General features: G+C 65.1%; 13 protein-coding genes and 1 riboswitch. Of the genes, 7 read left to right on the top strand and 6 right to left on the bottom strand.

What is annotated here, in order from left to right; all coding sequences use genetic code 11:
* Positions 1–117: 117 nt before the first annotated feature.
* Positions 118–1,968: a TonB-dependent vitamin B12 receptor gene (gene btuB / locus EAH75_RS15030; protein ID WP_140806016.1), complete on the bottom strand. Its 1,851-nt coding sequence runs from the start codon at positions 1,966–1,968 to the stop codon at positions 118–120.
* A 126-nt stretch (positions 1,969–2,094) separates the two neighbouring features.
* A riboswitch (cobalamin riboswitch) is annotated at positions 2,095–2,326 on the bottom strand.
* 488 nt (positions 2,327–2,814) lie between these two features.
* Between btuB and EAH75_RS15025 the strand changes: the two genes are divergently transcribed.
* The 3 genes from EAH75_RS15025 (at position 2,815) to EAH75_RS15015 (ending at position 9,256) form a co-directional block, all read left to right on the top strand.
* Entirely contained in the window at positions 2,815–5,823 is a 3,009-nt protein-coding gene (locus tag EAH75_RS15025; protein WP_428993516.1) for a TonB-dependent receptor, read from the top strand.
* Positions 5,824–6,006: 183 nt separating this feature from the next.
* Positions 6,007–7,587, top strand: a complete 1,581-nt coding sequence (locus EAH75_RS15020; RefSeq protein ID WP_241668959.1) for a tetratricopeptide repeat-containing sulfotransferase family protein — start codon at positions 6,007–6,009, stop codon at positions 7,585–7,587.
* Between the two features lie 49 nt (positions 7,588–7,636).
* Positions 7,637–9,256 (top strand): tetratricopeptide repeat-containing sulfotransferase family protein, encoded by a 1,620-nt coding sequence (locus EAH75_RS15015; RefSeq protein ID WP_140806011.1) that lies wholly within the window; start codon positions 7,637–7,639, stop codon positions 9,254–9,256.
* A 107-nt stretch (positions 9,257–9,363) separates the two neighbouring features.
* On the opposite strand, the gene nagA is transcribed toward EAH75_RS15015, so the two are convergent.
* Genes nagA through EAH75_RS15000 form a run of 3 tightly spaced genes read right to left on the bottom strand, consistent with a single transcriptional unit; the run spans position 9,364 to position 12,340 of the window.
* A complete protein-coding gene (gene nagA / locus EAH75_RS15010; protein WP_140806009.1) occupies positions 9,364–10,506 on the bottom strand; it encodes an N-acetylglucosamine-6-phosphate deacetylase in 1,143 nt (380 codons plus the stop codon).
* Between the two features lie 40 nt (positions 10,507–10,546).
* Positions 10,547–11,578 carry an SIS domain-containing protein gene (locus tag EAH75_RS15005; protein WP_140651777.1) on the bottom strand — a complete coding sequence of 344 codons (1,032 nt, stop codon included), beginning with the start codon at positions 11,576–11,578 and terminating at the stop codon, positions 10,547–10,549.
* Positions 11,579–11,587: 9 nt separating this feature from the next.
* Entirely contained in the window at positions 11,588–12,340 is a 753-nt protein-coding gene (locus tag EAH75_RS15000) for a GntR family transcriptional regulator (protein WP_140651775.1), read from the bottom strand.
* 317 nt (positions 12,341–12,657) lie between these two features.
* Between EAH75_RS15000 and zwf the strand changes: the two genes are divergently transcribed.
* From zwf to EAH75_RS14980, 4 genes are all read left to right on the top strand, one after another.
* Positions 12,658–14,121, top strand: a complete 1,464-nt coding sequence (zwf, locus tag EAH75_RS14995) for a glucose-6-phosphate dehydrogenase (RefSeq protein WP_140651773.1) — start codon at positions 12,658–12,660, stop codon at positions 14,119–14,121.
* Positions 14,122–14,234: 113 nt separating this feature from the next.
* Complete coding sequence (gene pgl / locus EAH75_RS14990) at positions 14,235–14,948, top strand: 6-phosphogluconolactonase (protein ID WP_140651770.1); 714 nt, start codon at positions 14,235–14,237, stop codon at positions 14,946–14,948.
* A 73-nt stretch (positions 14,949–15,021) separates the two neighbouring features.
* Entirely contained in the window at positions 15,022–16,839 is a 1,818-nt protein-coding gene (gene edd / locus EAH75_RS14985) for a phosphogluconate dehydratase (protein WP_140651768.1), read from the top strand.
* A 27-nt stretch (positions 16,840–16,866) separates the two neighbouring features.
* Positions 16,867–17,523: a bifunctional 4-hydroxy-2-oxoglutarate aldolase/2-dehydro-3-deoxy-phosphogluconate aldolase gene (locus tag EAH75_RS14980; RefSeq protein ID WP_140651766.1), complete on the top strand. Its 657-nt coding sequence runs from the start codon at positions 16,867–16,869 to the stop codon at positions 17,521–17,523.
* A gap of 20 nt (positions 17,524–17,543) precedes the next feature.
* On the opposite strand, the gene EAH75_RS14975 is transcribed toward EAH75_RS14980, so the two are convergent.
* Positions 17,544–18,245, bottom strand: a complete 702-nt coding sequence (locus tag EAH75_RS14975; protein ID WP_140806007.1) for an RNA polymerase sigma factor — start codon at positions 18,243–18,245, stop codon at positions 17,544–17,546.
* Positions 18,246–18,300: 55 nt separating this feature from the next.
* Positions 18,301–18,933 (bottom strand): GTP cyclohydrolase I, encoded by a 633-nt coding sequence (gene folE / locus EAH75_RS14970; protein ID WP_140806005.1) that lies wholly within the window; start codon positions 18,931–18,933, stop codon positions 18,301–18,303.
* Positions 18,934–18,962: the final 29 nt, after the last annotated feature.

The following is an 18,962-nucleotide window of genomic DNA, read 5'->3' as shown; positions in this document are numbered from 1 at the left end:
GCCAGCCGCCACCGCCGGGGATGTGCCTGAAGTCCCCCATGCCCGCATGCCGCGGCGCATGCGGCCACGCCATCACCCACAACGCCGGCTTCCCTGCCGGCGATGCGGCGCATCAACTCAGCGCATGGCCGGGTTGTAACGCAAGGTCAGGAACGCACTGCGGCCGGGCTGGTTGAAGTACCACACGGTTTCGTAGTGGCGATCGAATACATTCGCCAGCCGCGCCTCGACCTGCCAGTCCGGCGCGAACTGCCAGCTGGCGCGCAGGTCGGTGGTGGCGTAGCCGGCCAGCGGGTGCACGTTGGTCGCGTCATCGTAGGCACGACCGGCGGCATTGACGGTGACACCAACGCCGTATTCGCCGAAGCGGCGATCCAGGTCCACCCGCGCGGTATGCCCGGGCCGGCGCGGCAGCACGTTGCCATCATTCGGGCCACCATCCTGGTTGCGCGGCTGCAGCCAGGTCAGGTAACCCTGCAGCTGCCAGCCGGCGAGGTTGACGCCCAGCTGGCCTTCCACGCCGCGGATGCGCGCCTTGCTGATGTTGGACGGAAAGTAGTTGCTGTCCAGCGCGATCAGCTGGTCGATGCGGGTCTGATAGGCGTTCACCGCCCAGTTCCACACATCCAGCCGCTGGCTCAGGCCCAGCTCGGCGCTGCGCGACTCTTCCGGCTTCAGATCGGGGTTGCCGCTGCCATACGGATAGTACAGATCGTTGAAGGTCGGCGCGTGGAACGCGCTGCCGTAGCTGGCGGACAGCCGCAGGCCGCGATCGAAGTGATAACCCCACGCGACCGCGCCGGTGTTGTGGTTGCCAAACTGGCCGTTGTGATCGCGTCGCGCCGACAGCTGCAGCTCGTTGCGGCCGAACGTGCCCTGGTACTGCACATAGCCGCCGGTATTGTTGCGCCGCGTGCCGAGGAAACCGGTATCGCTGTCGATGTGCTCGCCCTGCCAATCGACGCCGAGGGTCAATAGCTGATTGTCGGCCACGCTGACGTCGTTCTGCCATGACGCCTGGTTGCGCCGCGAATAGATATAGCCGACGAAATCCCGGTTCTCGTAGTTGTCGTAGCGGTCCAGGTTCTGACCCACGCTGAGGGTGGTCTTCCACGCTTGCAACGGGTTGAGGCTGAAGCTGCTGCCGGCGACCTGCTGCACGGTGCGGCTGCGGTTCTGGTAGCTGCCGTCGAAATGGATCTCGCCGAGGCTGCGCAACCACGTGCCGCTCAATTCCGCGCCGTTGTCCCAGCGGTAGCCACCATTCGCACTGAGATTCTGGTTGCGGTAGGCATCGCGGTCGGGTTCATAGGTGAAGCAACCGGCGAACACCTCGCCCGCGCCGATGCGGCAGGCGTTGATGCCCCGAGTGTACTGCGCGCCGACACCGAGGTTGTACCAGGCGTGTTCGCTGCCGCCGGACAGGCCGACTTGTCCGCGCAGCAGATGGTTGCTGCCGGTGGTCAGGCTGAAGGAGGGTTGCAGGCCGCCGTCGCGCGACCCGTGGCGAGTGAAGATCTGGATCACCCCGCCGATCGCGTCGGCGCCGTACAGGCTCGAACGTGGCCCGCGCACGATCTCGATGCGCTCGATCTGTTCGACCGGCAACTGCTCGAACGCAGCCAGACCGTTGCCGACCGAGCCAATCCGCACGCCGTCGATCAACACCAGCGTGTGCGAGGAGTTGGTGCCGCGCATGAACAGCGAGGTCTGCTGGCCGTAGCCGCCGCTGTTGGCAAAGCTCACGCCGGGCAGGCCGGTCAGCAGATCGGATACCGACAGCGGTTGCAGCCGTTCGATATCTCCGCGGGTGATCACGCTGACCGACGACAGTGCCTCATCGGCGGTGATCGCGGTGCGCGTGGCGGTGACAATCACCGGGCTCAGGGATGACGCTTCGTTCTGATCGGCCGCATGGGCGGTGATTGCGCAACTCAGGAGTGCCGTTGCCAGCAAAGTCTTTTTCAATGTCGTTCCTCGGCCGCGCACCCGCGCACGGCACCATCGTTCAATGGGCTGGCGGCACGCAGGAGGAAGACGGAACGACGGGCAGGCGCGATCGCCCGAACGTGGTTCGGCCTCGCCCACCGCGAGCCACCAGGAATCGTTCGGGCCGGTCTCCGGGCTGGCGAGCGGCATGCGATGAATCGCATGCCTCGAACGGCGCCTTCCCGTGCTCAGCACAGTGGCGTTCGCCGCTCGTGAATCTCGCTTACCGTTGCGGGGGCAGCGCCGGCCTTGCAGTGTTGAAGAACACCACGCACCGGCTTCCCGTTTCATCCCTTGGGCAAGCTGCCGTCGGGACACCAGAACAGCGCGCACTCTAGCGCTGCCGGATAGGCCGCGCAACCGGGCGCCCTCCGTTAAGAGTCCGTTCCAAGTGATGGTTTCTACTGTTCCAAAAATATACGGATTTTATAAATTCATGCCGAAACAAGAGCGTCAAGTGAACAGTAATCGTAATTTCTTGCTGATTTAGGTGGCATAATCGCAAATTATTACTATTTGGTAAGAGGTACATAAATAATTTGTTGACGTCGACATTTATGTCGCCTTATGGTCGGGACGCAAGTTGTCATATGTCATGGGATACAAGGCGACGGCGTGGACTTTCTGCCTGACTGATATGGGAAATCGGCTGAAACCATGCATCCGGCTTGCTACTTGACGGACTTCCGAAGTTACGTCACTCGGCCTTTCGGCCTTAAATCTGGGGAGATTTTTATAATGAGCAATCACAGCAAAATCCGTACTCAAAGGTGGCGCCACACCGCGCTCGCCTTGGCGCTGAGCATGAGCCTTGGCAGTGTTGCCATGGCACAGTCCACCACGGGCTCCATATTCGGCCAGGCGCCAGCGGCCGCGGGCGAAACCGTCGTTGCCTCCAATAGCTCGGGCCTGACGCGCGAAGTTGCCGTCGACAGCTCGGGGCGTTTTCAGATAAGCAACGTGCCGGTCGGCGTCTACACGGTCTCGCTCAAGAAAGATGGCGCCATCGTCGATACGCGCAAAAACGTGGCGTTGTCGCCCGGTGCCGGTGCTTCGATCTCGTTCGAAGCCGCGTCCGGCGCGACCTCACTGGGTGCGGTGACCGTATCGGCTAATGCACTTCCGTCCATCGACGTCTCCAGCGTCAATTCGAGCACGGTAATCACCGCGGCTGATCTCCGGAAGCTTCCGGTCGGTCGCAGCGCGGAGTCCATCGCGCTGCTGGCTCCGGGTACCACCTCCGGCAGTGGCTTCTTCAACGGCCCGGGCAACCATGCTCTCGTCTCGTTCGGCGGTTCGAGCGTGACCGAGAACGCCTACTACGTGAACGGCTACAACACCGGCGAACCGTACAAGAACCTGGGCGGCTTCCAGCTGCCTTACGGTGCAATCGACCAGCAGGAAACACTGACCGGCGGCTACAACGCCAAGTACGGTCGTTCCGATGGCGGCGTGATCAACCAAATCGGCAAGCGCGGTACCAACGAATGGCATTTCGGCGGCCAGGTGTCTTGGCAGCCGCGGTTCCTCGAGGGGACCCCGGTCAATAACCGTTACGGTCATCCGACCGTTCCGGCGTCGACCAGTCAGGTCAATTACGCGTACGAAACCCCGAGTCTGCCGGGTACGCTGCACCAGTACCGCAACGACAACAAGCAGTGGGAAACGATCTATTCGGCTTACCTTGGCGGCCCGCTGATCCAGGACAAGCTGTTCATGTTCCTGGCGGCCGAGACCACCAAGACCCAGTCCAACAATGTGGAAGTCGCGGCCAATCAGGTCGTCCAGTACAACACCGACAAGAACACCAAGTTCTACGGCAAGTTGGACTGGAACATCACCGACAGCAATATCCTGGAGCTGACGGCGTTGAACAACCGGCAGTCCACCGGAGCGGGTTCGACCTATGACTTCGACTACTCCACGCTGAAGGCAGGCGCGTTCTCCACCGCGAATGACGTCACCAAGGACAATTCCCAGTTCTATCTGGCCCACTTCACCAGCTACATCACCGATGCCGCCACGCTGAGCATCCTGTACGGCAAGGGCAAGTTCCAGAACCCGACGATCTACGGCAATACCAGCCCGCTGCCGTTCATCTCCCGTCCGCAAAACGAGAATCCGGCCTACCTGCCGCCGGGCACGGGCCAGTTCGGCATCATCAACGCCCAGACCAACACCAGCTGGTCCTCGGACAATGCCACCAACGGCACGCATGGCCTGCGTGCCGACTTCGACTACAAGCTGAGCGACCACGACCTGGCCGTCGGTATCGACAACATGGCCTACGAGGCCCACAACCAGGGTCCGAATCAGCAGAACCCGTTCAATCCGGCGCTGAATTACTACTGGCGCTACATCTCCGGCTCCACCGTACAGAAGCGCGAGATCGGCTGGCAGACCAGCATGAGGACGACCCAGAAGGCCTACTATCTGCAGGACGACTGGCAGGCCACGCCCAACTTGCTGCTGAGCATCGGCGTCCGCAACGACCATTTCACCAACTACAACGACGTCGGCAAGGCGTTCGTCGACTTGAAGAACCAGTGGGAGCCGCGCATCGGTGCCAGCTGGGACGTCATGGGTGACTCGTCGTTCAAGGTCTATGGCAACGTGGGCCGCTACTACCTTGCGCTGCCGGACAATGCAGCCGAGCGTGCGGCAAATACCTCGACCTATCTCACCACCAACTACAATTACACCGGCGTCGACTCGAACGGTGTCCCGACCGGCCTGACGACGCAAGACGACCCAGCGACGACTTCGCCAGACGGCGAGAAAGGTCTGCCGAAGGATCCTCAGCAGGTCACCGCGCGCAACCTGAAGGCCGAGTACCTGGATGAATTCATCCTCGGCTTCGACAAGAAGCTCAACGACAGCTGGAACTACGGCGCCAAGGCGATGTGGCGCGACTTGAAGACCGCCATCGACGACGAATGCTCGCCGGGCCATATTGCCGACAAGATGACCAAAATGGGGTTGGACCCCAATGCCTACTACGACTCGCTCTACGGTGCGTCCTACTGCCGCCTGATCAACCCGGGCCAGACCAACACCATTCTGGTGAAGTCGGACGATGGCACCAAGAGTCAGCTGGTATCGATGACCCAGCAGGATTGGGGCTACACGCAGGGCGTCAAGCGCAAGGTCGGCTCGCTGAACCTGTACATGGAGCATCCGTTCGACGGCAAGTGGCAGGCGCGCGTGGATTACACCTATACCCGCGGCTTCGGTAATACCGAGGGACAGGTGCGCTCCGACTTCGGTCAGGCCGACGTTTCCAAGACCGAGGACTGGGATAACTGGCAGCTGATGGATGGCGCGAATGGCGAGCTGGCCAACGTCCGCAAGCATCAGCTCCGCATCCGCGGCGCTTACCAGATCACCCCGGAATGGCTGGTGTCCGGCACGCTGCTGGAACAGTCCGGCTATCCGAAGGAGTGCCTGGGCTACTTCGGCACGGGCGGCTCGGGCGCTGCCTATTACGGCCCGGGCAAGCCGGGCGATCCGGCCGGCTACAACAACTACGGCAGCGGCAACTACCATTGGTGCGGTGGCACGCGCATTTCGGCCGGAGACGTCGGCCACACGCCGTGGACCACGCAGCTCAATCTCGGCGTGCACTACACGCCGGCGTTTGCCGACAACAAGCTCGGGATCAACCTGGATATCTTCAACGCGCTGAACGGGCAGAAGGCCGTGCAGACCGATCCAGCCGGTTATAGCTCGTACGACAAAACGACGAACACCCTCAACATCAACAACAGCTACGGTGACGGCATCTACTACCAGCCACCGCGCACGGTGCGTTTGTCGGTGACCTACGACTACTGATAGCTTCGGTTGAGTTTCAACCTGTAAAGCCACCGGCCTTGGCCGGTGGCTTTTTTTCTGGGCGGCCCGTGTCATCAGTCCGTACTTGTGTGGCGTCACGCGATCGCCCCCAACCCGCCAGAGACGCGTCCCGCCTTCGGTTGCCCGGAGCTGGGTTAAGCTCAATGGATGAACCAGCGGAGCATGCCCACGGTGGAAGAAGACCTTCGCCAGAGCGTGCGGGCGCATATCGACGCGCAAGATTGGACCGCCGCACAGGCCGCTCTCGAATCCTTGCTGCAACACGTCCCGCAGGATGTGCCGGCACGCATGGAGCTGGCCCGGGTAATGTTGCGCCAGGGGCTGTTTCGCGCATCGGGAAACCATTTGCTGAAGGCCGCGATGGATCCCTCGGGGAATGCCCTCCTGGACACCCAGCTGGTGCAGCGGCTTTGTTTCAGCGGCGAGATGGTGGCCGCACGGACTTGCCTCGACCGTGCTGGGCAGCTTGCCAATGAATCGGTGCCGCTGCTGGTCGCACAGGCGCATTTGCGATGGACACTTGGGGAATTCAATGCGGCCAAGGAGCTCATGGATCGTGCAGCAGCGGCCGGGATCGATACCCCGGATCAGTTCCACCTATACGCAACCCTGCTCCAGGTGACCGGTGACATCGAGCGCGCCGGCCAGGTCCTGGAAACCTGCCTGCGCCGTTGGCCGGATTTCGGCGATGCCGCAGCAGCAAGATCGAACTTGCGCAGACAAACCGCGCCGTCGAACCATCTTGCTTTCCTGCACGGGCAACTCCGTCGTCTACCTGCAGACGACGGCACGCCTGGCGGGCGGTTCGTGCGTGCGGAGTTTGAGTCCGCTCTCTTCAAGGAGCTGGACGATCTGGGCCGTCACGACGAGGCATGGCCGGCGCTGGCCCGCAGCAACGCGTTGATGAGCTCGATCAACCCCTATGACGGCCTCGCCGAGGCAGCGATAGTCGAGGGGCTCATCGATGTGGCCGGATCCCTCGGCCAGCCGGAAGTTCAGGCAGCACGCATGCACGCTGATCCCACGCCCATTTTCATCGTCGGCATGCCGCGCTCTGGCACCACCTTGCTCGACCGCATGCTGTCGAGCCATTCGCAGGTGACGTCCGCCGGAGAGATCAACGACTTCCTGCGCCAGCTGCACTGGGTAGCCGACGTACCGCCTGTCGGCGTGTCCGGAATGCTGGGAACCCTGCGGCGTATCCCGAAGATAAACCTGGCAGAACTGGGCGAGCGCTATCTGGCTCAGACTCAGTGGCGTGCGCAGGGATGTCGCTTCTACATCGACAAGCTTCCGGTCAACATTCAGATGGTGCCCTTCATACGCCGGGCGCTGCCCCACGCACCCATTCTGCACATGGTCCGCGATCCGATGGACGTGTGCTTTTCCAACTTCAGGGCGATGTTCGGCAACGTTTCCGCCTACAGCTACGACATGCAGGCACTGGCCCACTACCATGGGCTGTATCGACGCCTGGCCAATGAATGGCACGTGTCCCTGCCGGATGCCATGCTCGATGTGCATTACGCGGACCTGGTTCGTGAGCCTGCCGCCGTGCTGCGCAGCGTCTTGAAGCATTGCGGGTTGAAGGAGGAGGATGCTTGCCTGCATCCGGAACGCAATGCAGCACCGGTTGCCACACCCAGCAGCATGCAGGTGCGTGAGCCGATTCACACACGGGGCCTCGGCACGTGGCAGCCCTACGCGCACCATCTCGAACCGCTACGGCGGTTGCTGGGCTGATCCGCATGATGTGCCACGTGCAATTCACGGCAGCAGGGGTAGCCGGTTGATGACTTCAGCAGACGCTCATACGGGGGAAGCTCGCCTGCGGCAGCAGGCCAGGCGGTTCCTCGAGGCCGGCCAATGGGACGCCGCGAAGGCTGCCTTCGAGGAGCTCGTGCAACGAGCGCCCCGCGATGTTCCCCTCCGCATGGAGCTGGCCGACCTGATGCTGCGTCGCGGCCAGATGCGGGCAGCGAGCAGTCAGCTCCTGCAGGCCGCGCCCTTGCTGCCCAACGATGTGCCGATGATTGCGGAACTCGCGTGGCGTCTGTCCATGACGGGCGAAACCCTGGCCATACGTGCATGCGCCGAGCGCCTGGAGCGCGCACCCGATCCACCGGGATGGGTGCTCGCCGAGCAGGCACACCTGCGCTGGATGTTGGGCGATATCCCCGCGGCCCGCGCCAGGATGGATCTGGCGGTTGCGGCCGGGATCGACTCGCAAACCGAGTACTACCTCAACGCCATGCTGCTGCAGTTTACGGGTCGGCTCGCCGAAGCCGAGGTGGCACTGCTGGAGACCCTGCGGCGCTGGCCCGACTATGGGGATGCGGCGGTCATCCTGGCGAACCTGCGCAGGCAGACCGCCGCCACGAATCACCTCGGCTTCCTGCGGGAACGACTTGGGAGGCTTCCAAGAGACAGCACCGACATGCGCGCCGGATTGACACGTGCAAAATTCGAATCGGCGATCTTCAAGGTATTTGATGATCTCGGACGCCACGACGAAGCCTGGCAGGCGCTGGAGCGAAGCAATGCGCTGATGCACTCCTTCCTGCCGTACGACGCTGACAGCGAAGCCGCGGTGACGGATGCACTGATCGAGGTTTCGGCGACTGCCCTGAGCGGGAAGACAGGATCAACGACGTTCGACGGCCCCATGCCCATTTTCATTGTCGGCATGCCACGGTCCGGCTCCACCTTGCTCGATCACATGTTGTCTGCCCATTCCGCAGTGACCTCTGCCGGCGAGATCAACGATTTCCAGCGTCAGCTGCATTGGATCGCCGACGTCGCGCCACGCGGCAACCCGAGCCTGCTGAAGATTCTCGAGCGCACCGGGCAGCTTGATTTCGATGAGCTTGGTGCGCGCTACCTGATGCAGACACAGTGGCGGGCACAGGGCCGCAAATACTTCATCGACAAGCTGCCGATCAATGTGCGGATGGTGCCTTTCATACGCCGCGCGCTGCCCCGCGCGCCGATCCTGCATCTGGCACGCGACCCGATGGACGTGTGCTACTCCAACCTCAAGATCATGTTCGGCAGCGCCTCGCCTTACTGCTACGACATGCAGGCGGTGAGCCACTACTACGGGCAGTACGCACGCTTGACGAACCATTGGCGCGAAGCGCTGCCCAACGCCATGCTCGATATTCCGTATGCCTCGCTGGTGCGCGATCCGGAAGCCACCATGCGTCAGGTGCTCGGGCACTGCGGGCTGGAGATCGAGGAAGCCTGCCTGCGACCGGAACTCAATACCTCGCCGGTCGCCACACCCAGCAGTGCGCAAGTGCGTGAATCGATCCACACCCGTGGCATCGCACAGTGGCGGCATTACGAGAAGCAGCTGGAACCGTTGCGGCAGGCGCTCGCCGCGGAGCTCGTGTCCAACACAACTCTTTGATGACGAGACCGCCCTGGCGGGCGATGTGGGAGCGACTGAAGTCGCTCCCACAAAAATATCGCTCCCGACTGGAGCGCCCTCGCACGCTGGGTGCACTCTTACAGCAATCAGCCAGCCACGCCGCCGATCCAGCTCTGCTGCACACGATAGTCGTCATCCAGCACGACCAAGTCGGCCTGATAGCCAGCCGCGATGCGGCCATGGCTGGCGCCGAGGCCAAGGAAGTCGGCGGGGTACGTGCTGGCCATGCGCACGGCTTCGTCCAGCGGCAGGTCGAGCAGCTGCACGCTATTGCGCACGGCGGCGGCCATGTCCAGCGCGGAGCCGGCCAGCACGCCTTGCGCGGTCTGGCAGATGCCGCCCTTCGCGGTGATGGTTTCGCCGTTGAGCACGAAGTCCGGGTGATCCGAGCCCACCGGCGGCATCGCGTCGGTGACCAGCAGCATCTTGCCGCGCGGCTTGGCGGCGATCGCCACGCGCAGGCTGGCCGGGTGCACATGGTGACCGTCCACGATGATGCCGCACCAGCTGTCGGCATCTTCCAGCGCCGCACCGACCACGCCAGGCTCGCGGCTGCCGAATGGCGTCATCGCGTTGAACAGATGGGTGAAGCCGCGCACGCCGGCAGCCAGCGCGGCACGTGCGGTCGCGTAGTCGGCCGCAGTATGTCCGGCGCAGACAATCACGCCGGCGGCGGCCAGTGTGACGATGCTTGCAAGCGGTACCTGGTCCGGCGCCAGCGTGAGCAGGCGCACGCCACGATGCGATGCGCACAGCATCGCCAGCTCGTCGCGGTCCGGTGCGTGAAAATATTTCGGATCGTGTACGCCCTTGCGCGCCGGCGCCAGGTACGGTCCTTCCAGATGGATGCCGAGCACGCCGGGCACGCCCTCGGTCAGGGCCTGCTCCACCGCGGCCAGCGCGGCGCCCATCACCGCCGCGTCGTCGCTGATCAGGGTCGGCAGGAAGCCGGTGGTGCCGTAGCGGCGATGCGCGGCGCCGATCCGGCGCAGGGCATCGACTGTGGGTGCCTCGTTGAACAGCACGCCGCCACCGCCGTTGACCTGCACGTCGATGAAGCCGGGCAACAGCATGGCGCCGCCCAAGTCGTGCTGGTGTGGTGCCTCACGCACGCGCGGATCGGCAGGCGGCAGCAGGTCGACGATGCGTTCGCCATCGAGCAGCACGGCAAGGTCGTTGCGCCAGCCGTCTGTTGCGAGAACACGGGCGTTGGTGAGGGCGACGGTCATGGCAGGTCCTGTGGGGTTTCGACGTTGGGCTACCTCATGCTCAAACCGTCTCGGTCACCTTGTTGAGATGTGGCGGTACATCGGGATTGAATCCGCGGCGCAGCGACAGCTCGCTGGCGGCGCGATAGAAGCTCTGGATGACCAGCAGCGGTGTGCACAACGCGGGCAGCCCGGCCAGCACCGGCAGCATGCCGCCGCCCTGCATGCCGGGCGCCGCCACGAAGACCTGTGCACCGCGACCGCGGAATTCCTCGGCCAGCGCCAGCGTGCCTTCCAGCGTGTCGTCGTCCTGCGCGAAGCACAGCACCGGAAAATCCGGGCCGACCAGCGCCATCGGCCCGTGCTTCACCTCGGCCGCGCTGAATGCCTCGGCGTGCAGTCCGCAGGTTTCCTTGAACTTCAGCGCCGCCTCCAGCGCGATGCCGAGGCCGAAGCCGCGACCGACCACGAACAGGTTGTGTGCACCGGCCAGGCCTTCGCTCAATGCCGACCAGTCCGCGTCCCAACCGGCACGCAAGGCATCCGGCAACGTCTGCAGCGCTGCGCCCAGTTCGGCATCGCCGCGCCAGCGCGCGCACAGATGCAATACCGCGGCCAGCGCGGCGATGTAACTCTTGGTCGCCGCCACGCTGCGCTCGGGCCCGGCGTGCAGCGGGATCACCGTATCGGCCAGCGCGGCCAGCGGCGAATCCTCGACATTCACCAGCGCCACCACGCGTGCACCCGCGATCTTCGCCGCCTGCGCATTGCGCAACAGATCAGGGCTCTTGCCCGATTGCGAGATCGCGATGAACAGCGCGCCCTGCCACTGCTGCTCGGCCGCATACACCGAGGTCACCGATGGCGAAGCTGACGCGGTGGCAATGCCGAGCTGGGTCTCGAACACGTACTTCGCATACGCCGCGGCGTGGTCGGAGCTGCCGCGCGCGCAGGTGACGATGAAGCGCGGCGGCTGCGCGCGCAGCGATTGCGCCAACGCGCTGACAACGGCCTCGTTCGCGGCGAACTGGCGCGCTACCACCGCAGCCGACTCGTGCGCCTCCTGGTACATCAAGGTGTCGCGGGCGTCCATATCGATCCTTCAGTCGGTCTGCAGTTCGGCAACGAAATCGTAGATGTCGCCGCGATACCAGGAGCAGGTGAACTCGACCACGCGGCCGTCGTCCAGAAAACTGCGCCGCTCGATGCTCAGTCCTGCGCTGCCCACGTTGACGTGCAGCAGCCGTGCCTGCTGCGCGTTCAACGACACCGCGCGCAACCTTTGCAGCGCGCGACGCGGACGGGCGTTGAGTTTTTCCAGTGCCTCGTACAACGAGTCATGCACCAGCAGCGGATCGGGCAGCACGCTGGCCGGCACCACGCTGCGTTCGATCGCCAGCGGTTCGTCCTGGCCATAACGCACGCGATGCAGGCGCACTACCAGCGAGCCGGGCGACAGGTTCAGTGCCATGGATTCTTCCGGCGTCACTTCGCCGATGCCGCGCTCGAAAAACTCGGAACGCGGCGACAGCCCGCGCTCGCGCAGGTCCTCGGTGAAGCTGGTCAGCCGCGACATCGGCTTGACGATGCGCTCGGCGATGAACGTGCCGGCGCCATGCCGCTGGGTCAGCAGACCTTCCTCGACCAGCCCGGCGATCGCCTTGCGCACGGTCACTCGCGACAGCTTCAGCGCCTGCGACAGGTCGCGTTCGCTGGGCAGCGCCTGACCCGGCTCGATGTCGCGATGCTCGACGATGTTGCGGATCGCCCGGCGCAGCCGCAGGTAGGCCAGCGGCTGATGCGTGGCCGGGTCCTGGCAGATGCGGTGGTATTCGTTGGCGAGGGCGGCTTCCATACCAGCAAAGATACCAATAGCAAACCACTAACCGCAAGCCCAGCCATCCCACCTGGTCGCACTGAGCGTAGCCCGCGCCAGCGGGCGAAGTCGAAGTGCATCGTCCGGAATCCTCCAACTTCAGCCTGCGACCTGCGCTCAGGGCGATCGGAGTTCCTGGCGGCGACCCGACTACTGCCAGCTGGCAACTGTTTTTATGAATTCGTATGCATACGGGTAGCTGATCTGGTATTTCACTGGTACGATCGCCAACACCCCGGGCAAGACGCGCCGCCAGGCCTTCTGCCCGCCATCCGGCATCGTGTCGAGGTGACTGCGTGACTGCTTCCTCCCAATCGGTCGAACCGTTCGACCTGGTGATCTTCGGTGGCACCGGCGACCTCGCCGTGCGCAAGCTGCTGCCGGCCCTGTTCCACCGTTTCCTCGACGGCCAGATCCCGGCCAGCAGCCGGATCGTCGGCATCGCCCGCGAGGCGCTGGACGACAACGGCTATCGCGCGCAACTGCGCGAGGCGCTGGTCGGCGTGTGCGCGGCGGCGCAGCTCGACGTGTTCCTGCAGCAGGTGTTCTACCTCCCGCTGGACGCGCGCAAGGACGAAGGCTGGGACGACTTCGCCGCCTTCATCGGCAACCAACCCGACCACATCCGTGTGTTCTATCTGTCCACCTCGCCGGAACTATTCGTCGATATCTGCAATCGGCTCGGCCAGTACAAACTCAACGAAGGCGCCTCGCGGGTGGTGCTGGAGAAACCCATCGGCCGCGACCTCGCCAGCGCGAACCAGATCAACGACGCGGTCGGCAAGGTGTTCAGCGAATCGCAGACCTTCCGCATCGATCACTACCTCGGCAAGGAGACCGTGCAGAACCTGCTGGTGCTGCGCTTCGGCAATGCCTTGTTCGAGCCGTTGTGGAATTCCGCGCACATCGACCACGTGCAGATCACCGTGGCCGAAACGCTCGGTGTCGGCCATCGCGGCACCTACTACGACCGCGCGGGTGCGCTGCGCGACATGGTGCAGAACCACATGCTGCAGCTGTTGTGCATGGTCGCGATGGAGCCGCCGTCATCGCTGGCGCCCGACGCGGTGCGCGACGAGAAACTGAAAGTGCTGCATTCGCTCAAGCCCATCGACGACAGCAACGCCGCCCAGCTCACCGTGCGCGGCCAATACCGCGCCGGCGTGGCCGAAGGTGCCAGCGTGCCGGGCTATCCGGAGGAACTGGGCAACAACAAGTCCAACACCGAAACGTTTGTGGCGCTGAAGGCGGAGATCGCCAACTGGCGCTGGGCCGGCGTGCCGTTCTACCTGCGCACCGGCAAACGGCTGCCGAGCCGGGTGTCCGAAATCGCGGTCACCTTCAAACCGGTGCCGCATTCGATCTTCAGTGCCGATGCCGGCACGCTGGCGCAAAACCGGCTGGTGCTCCGGTTGCAGCCGGACGAAGGTGTGAAGCTGTGGCTGACCATCAAGCACCCCGGCCCCGGTGGCTTGCGCCTGCGTCATGTGCCGCTGGACATGAGCTTCGCCGAGGCGTTCGGCGTACAGCAACCCGATGCGTACGAGCGCCTGCTGCTGGACGTGGTACGCGGCAATCCCACCCTGTTCATGCGCCGCGACGAAGTGGAAGCGGCATGGCGCTGGGCCGGCCCGATCCTGGCTGCCTGGACTGCCAGCGGCGAGGCGCCGCGTCCGTATACCGCCGGCAGCTGGGGGCCGAGCGCTGCGGTGGCGCTGATCGAACGCGATGGCCACACCTGGAACGAGGACAGTGAATAGCTCGCCATGTTTGGCGTCGCTTCACTCGAACATGCCGGTGTGTGCGACAGACTGGCTTCCCCCTTCCTACGATTCATGTGCAGGGCCTTGACCGTCGGCACACCATTTTCATCATGACCACCCCTCTGAACGTCACCACGCATAGCTTCAGCGATTGTCAGGCGCAGGCTCTGGCATTGGCCGAACGGGTCGCCACGCGCCTGCGCACGGCCCTGGCCGAGCGCGGTCGCGCCGTACTAGCGGTGTCCGGCGGCAGCACGCCGAAGGATTTCTTCGCCCGTCTGTCGCGCGAAACCCTGGACTGGGCGAACGTCCACGTCACCCTGGTCGACGAACGCTGGGTGCCGGAAACCGACAAGCGCTCGAACGCGCGGCTGGTCAGATCGCAACTGCTGCAGCATGCCGCCAGCGCCGCGCAATTCATCCCGCTGTATACCGGCGACCCCACGCCGGAAGCGGGGCTGGCCATCGCCAACGCACGCATCGACGCGCTGCCGCTACCGTTCGATGCGGTGGTGCTGGGCATGGGCGACGACGGTCACACAGCCTCGTTCTTTCCCGGCGGCGATCATCTGGCCGAGGCGCTGGATCTGGACGGCCGCGCCCGCGTACTGCCGATGCGCGCACCCGCTGCCGGTGAGCCGCGCATCACGCTCAGCCTGCCGACCGTGCTGGAAACCCGCGCGCTGTACCTGCTGGTCACCGGCGAAAAGAAACGTGACCTGCTCGCCGACGTGCGGCTCGGCCTCGACGCCGCCCAGAACTATCCGGTGCGTGCGGTGCTGGCCCAGTCGCGCGTGCCGGTGGCGGTGTACTGGTGCCCGTGATGCCGCATCGCCCGCCGTCAATCTGATATCCACACCGCGTCACGCGACGCGGCCGCTGTCCCGGAGTTTTCGCATGAGCACGCTGCACCCCGTTGTTGCCGAAGTCACCGAACGCCTGCGCCAGCGCAGCCGCGACACGCGCACGACCTACCTCAAGCGGATCGACGCGATCGACCGCAGCGGCCCGCAGCGCGAGCATCTGTCCTGCGGCAACCTCGCACACGGCTTCGCCGCCTGCGGCAGCGACGACAAGGCCGCCTTGCGCAGCGGCCGGCGCGCCAACCTCGCGATCGTCACCGCCTACAACGACATGCTCTCGGCACATCAACCGTACGAGCGCTATCCGGCGCTGATCCGCCAGATCGCGCGCGATGCCGGCTTCACCGCCCAGGTCGCCGGTGGCGTGCCGGCGATGTGCGATGGCATCACCCAGGGCCGGCCGGGCATGCAGCTGTCGCTGTTCTCGCGCGACCTGGTGGCGATGGCCACCGCAGTGGCGCTGTCGCACGACATGTTCGACGGCGCGCTGTACCTGGGCATCTGCGACAAGATCGTGCCGGGCCTGCTGATCGGCGCGCTGAGCTTCGGCCACCTGCCCGGCGCGTTCGTGCCGAGCGGACCGATGCCCAGCGGCATTCCGAACGAACAGAAGTCAAAGGTGCGCCAGGCGTTTGCCGACGGCAAGGCAAGCAAGGCCGAGTTGCTGGAAGCGGAGGCCGCGTCGTACCACGCCGCCGGCACCTGCACCTTCTACGGCACCGCCAACTCCAACCAGATGTTGATGGAGATCATGGGCCTGCACCTGCCCGGCGCCAGCTTCGAGGCACCGGATACGCCGCTGCGCGACGCGCTGACCGCCGAGGTGGTACGCCGCGTCGCGAAGCACAGCGCACTGGGCGACACCTTCCTGCCGCTCGGCCACATCATCGACGAACGCGCGATCATCAACGGCGTGATCGGCCTGCACGCCACCGGCGGCTCGACCAATCACCTGCTGCATCTGGTGGCGATCGCGCACGCCGCCGGCATCCAGCTGCGCTGGGACGATTTCGACGCGCTCTCCGGCGTGGTCCCGCTGCTGGCGCGCGTGTACCCCAACGGCTACGCCGACGTGAACCAGTTCCACCAGGCCGGCGGCATGGCGTTCCTGATCGACCAGCTGCTCGGCGCCGGCCTGCTGCATGGCGATGTGCAGACCATCTTCGGTACTGGCCTGGACGGCTATGCGCAGATACCGCAGCTGGATGCTGCCGGCGCGCTGCACTGGAAGCCAGTCGACAAGCAGAGCGGCAACCGCGGCGTGCTTCGCGGCATCGACGAACCGTTCCGCGCCGACGGCGGCCTGCGCATGCTCGACGGCAACCTCGGCCGCGCGGTGATCAAGGTGTCGTCGGTACCGGACGACCGCCTGCTGATCGAGGCGCCGGCAATCGTGTTCGACGACCAGGACGAAGTGGCTGGCGCATTCAAGCGCGGCGAGCTCAATCGTGACTTCGTCGCGGTGGTGCGCTTCCAGGGCCCACGCGCGAACGGCATGCCCGAACTGCACAAGCTCACCCCTACCCTGGCGCTGCTGCAGGATCGCGGCCACTGTATCGCGCTGCTCACCGACGGCCGCATGTCCGGCGCATCCGGGCGCGTACCGGCGGCGATCCACGTCACCCCCGAGGCGGTCGCCGGCGGCAACATCGCGAAGATCCGCAATGGCGACATGATCCGCCTCGACGCGGTGAATGGACGTCTGGACGTCCTGATGGAAGTACACGAACTGGACGCCCGCCTGCCGCACACCGCCGACCTGTCCGCCCAGCACAGCGGCATGGGTCGCGAACTGTTCGGCCTGTTCCGGCAGGCCGCTGCCACCGCCGATCTCGGCGCGGGCGTGCTGTGAATCCTTCAACTTTTTCCGGAGCCTGACGTGACCAGCCCCATCGAGCACAAGCAGCAACAGATCGAAACCACGATGCGGCTGGCGCCGGTGATCCCGGTGGTGGTGATCGACGACGCCCGGCATGCGGTGCCGATGGCGCGCGCGCTGGTCGCCGGCGGCATTCCGGCGATCGAGGTGACCTTGCGTACGCCGGCCGCGCTGGAGGCGATCCGTGCGATCGCCGCCGAGGTGGAAGGCGCCATGATCGGCGTCGGCACCGTGCTGACCGCGCGCGACCTTCAGGCCGCACTGCAGGCCGGTGCGCGTTTCGCGGTGTCGCCTGGTATCTCGCCACGCCTGCTCGACGCCGCCGATGATTGCGAACTGCCGCTGTTGCCCGGCGCCGCCACCGCCAGCGAAGCGATGCACCTGCTCGAACGCGGCTATCGTCATCTGAAGTTTTTCCCGGCCGTGCCGGCCGGCGGCCCCAAGTTGCTCGGCGCCTGGGCCAGCCCGCTACCGCAGATCCGCTTCTGCCCCACTGGCGGTATCAGCCTCGCCAGCGCGTCGGACTTCCTCGCGCTGCCGAACGTGCTCTGCGTGGGCGGCTCGTGGCTTACGCCAGCCAACCTGCTCGCCAGCGGCGACTGGGCCGCCATCGAGTTGCTGGCACGCGAAGCGGCTGAATTGCGCCGGCCTGTCTGAGCGGGATTCTCGCAGCGGGCTTACAGCGATTCGACTTGCAGCCGCGCCATCACGGCATCGGTGACGCGCGCGCAGCGCTGACCCATGAACGGAAACGCCTCGCTCATGGTGGCGGCAAGCGTGCCCTGCAATGACGTGCGCAACAGGCGGCGCGCGCGGTGCAGGCGGGTCTTCACCGTCTCCGGCTTGATCGCCAGCAGCTGGGCGGTTTCCTCCACCGTGCATTCCTCGACCTCGCGCATCATGTAGACCGTGCGGAACGCCTCGGGCAGTTCGTCGATGGCGTGTTCGAGCAGGTGGCGGATCTGTGCGCGGGCGGCTGACACGGCCGGGTCCTCGTTACCGAACTTCGACGGAAACTGGATGATCTGATGGGTATCGTCGGGCGCCGCGTCGATCTGCTCCAGCCCGACCATGGCGTGACGCTTGCGCAGCCGCCCGCGCGCCTCGTTCAGCACGATGCTGGTCAGCCAGGTCAGCAGGGTCGAGTCGCCACGGAACGAATCCAGCTTGTGATAGGCGCGCATATACGATTCCTGCAACACGTCTTCCGCTTCCGAATCCTCACCGATCACGCTGCGTGCGATGCGGAACAGCCGCTGGTTGCAGCGCTGCATGATGTGCCGGAACGCTTCGCGCTGGCCGCCACGGACCAGCGCCACCAGCGCGTTGTCGTCCAGCGCGGCGTAATCGACGGATGCAACATGGGCATGGGCAGACATGGTTTTCTCCTTGTACACCTGATCGGATGCCACAGCAGCCTCCGAGGTTCCCGGATCAGCCGGCCAGCATCGCCAGGATCTCCTGCCGCCGCGGCTCCTGCGCAAATTCGCCGAGCAGGCGCCGGGTCAGCATGGGCACGCCGTGCAGGCGCACGCCACGCGAGGACAGACACTCGTGGCTGGCCTGCACGATCACCGCCACGCCGCGCGGCTGCAGCACGTTGGCCAGCGTATCGGCGATTTCCGTCGTCAGCCGCTCCTGGATCTGCAGGCGTCGGCCCAGCGCCTCGACCAGCCGGGCCAGCTTGGAAATACCCACCACGCGCCGGCTGGGCAGGTAGGCGATGTGCACCACGCCGCGGATCGCCGCCATGTGGTGCTCACAGGTCGACTGCAGCGGGATATCGCGCAGCAAGACCAGATCGTCGTAGCCACCAACCTCGCCGAAGGTGCGGCTGAGCACGCGGACCGGATCCTGCCGGTAACCGGCAAACCACTCCTCGTAAGCGCGCACCACCCGCGCCGGCGTGGCCAGCAGGCCTTCGCGCGTGGGCTCGTCGCCGGCCCAGCGGATCAGCGTGCGCACGGCCGCTTCGGCCTTGGCACGGGACGGCCGCGCGGCTGCGCTGGCCGGATCCTGCGCGGCGTTGGCGGTGGATGATGATGGGAGCGGGTCGATGTCGAGCATGCGGGCGGGTTCGTTGGGATACCGGGTGA

Source organism: Rhodanobacter glycinis, from assembly GCF_006438785.1.
Lineage (GTDB): Bacteria > Pseudomonadota > Gammaproteobacteria > Xanthomonadales > Rhodanobacteraceae > Rhodanobacter > Rhodanobacter glycinis_A.
The sequence above is the reverse complement of the archived record's forward strand: the minus strand, read 5'-3'. Positions and strand labels throughout refer to the sequence as shown.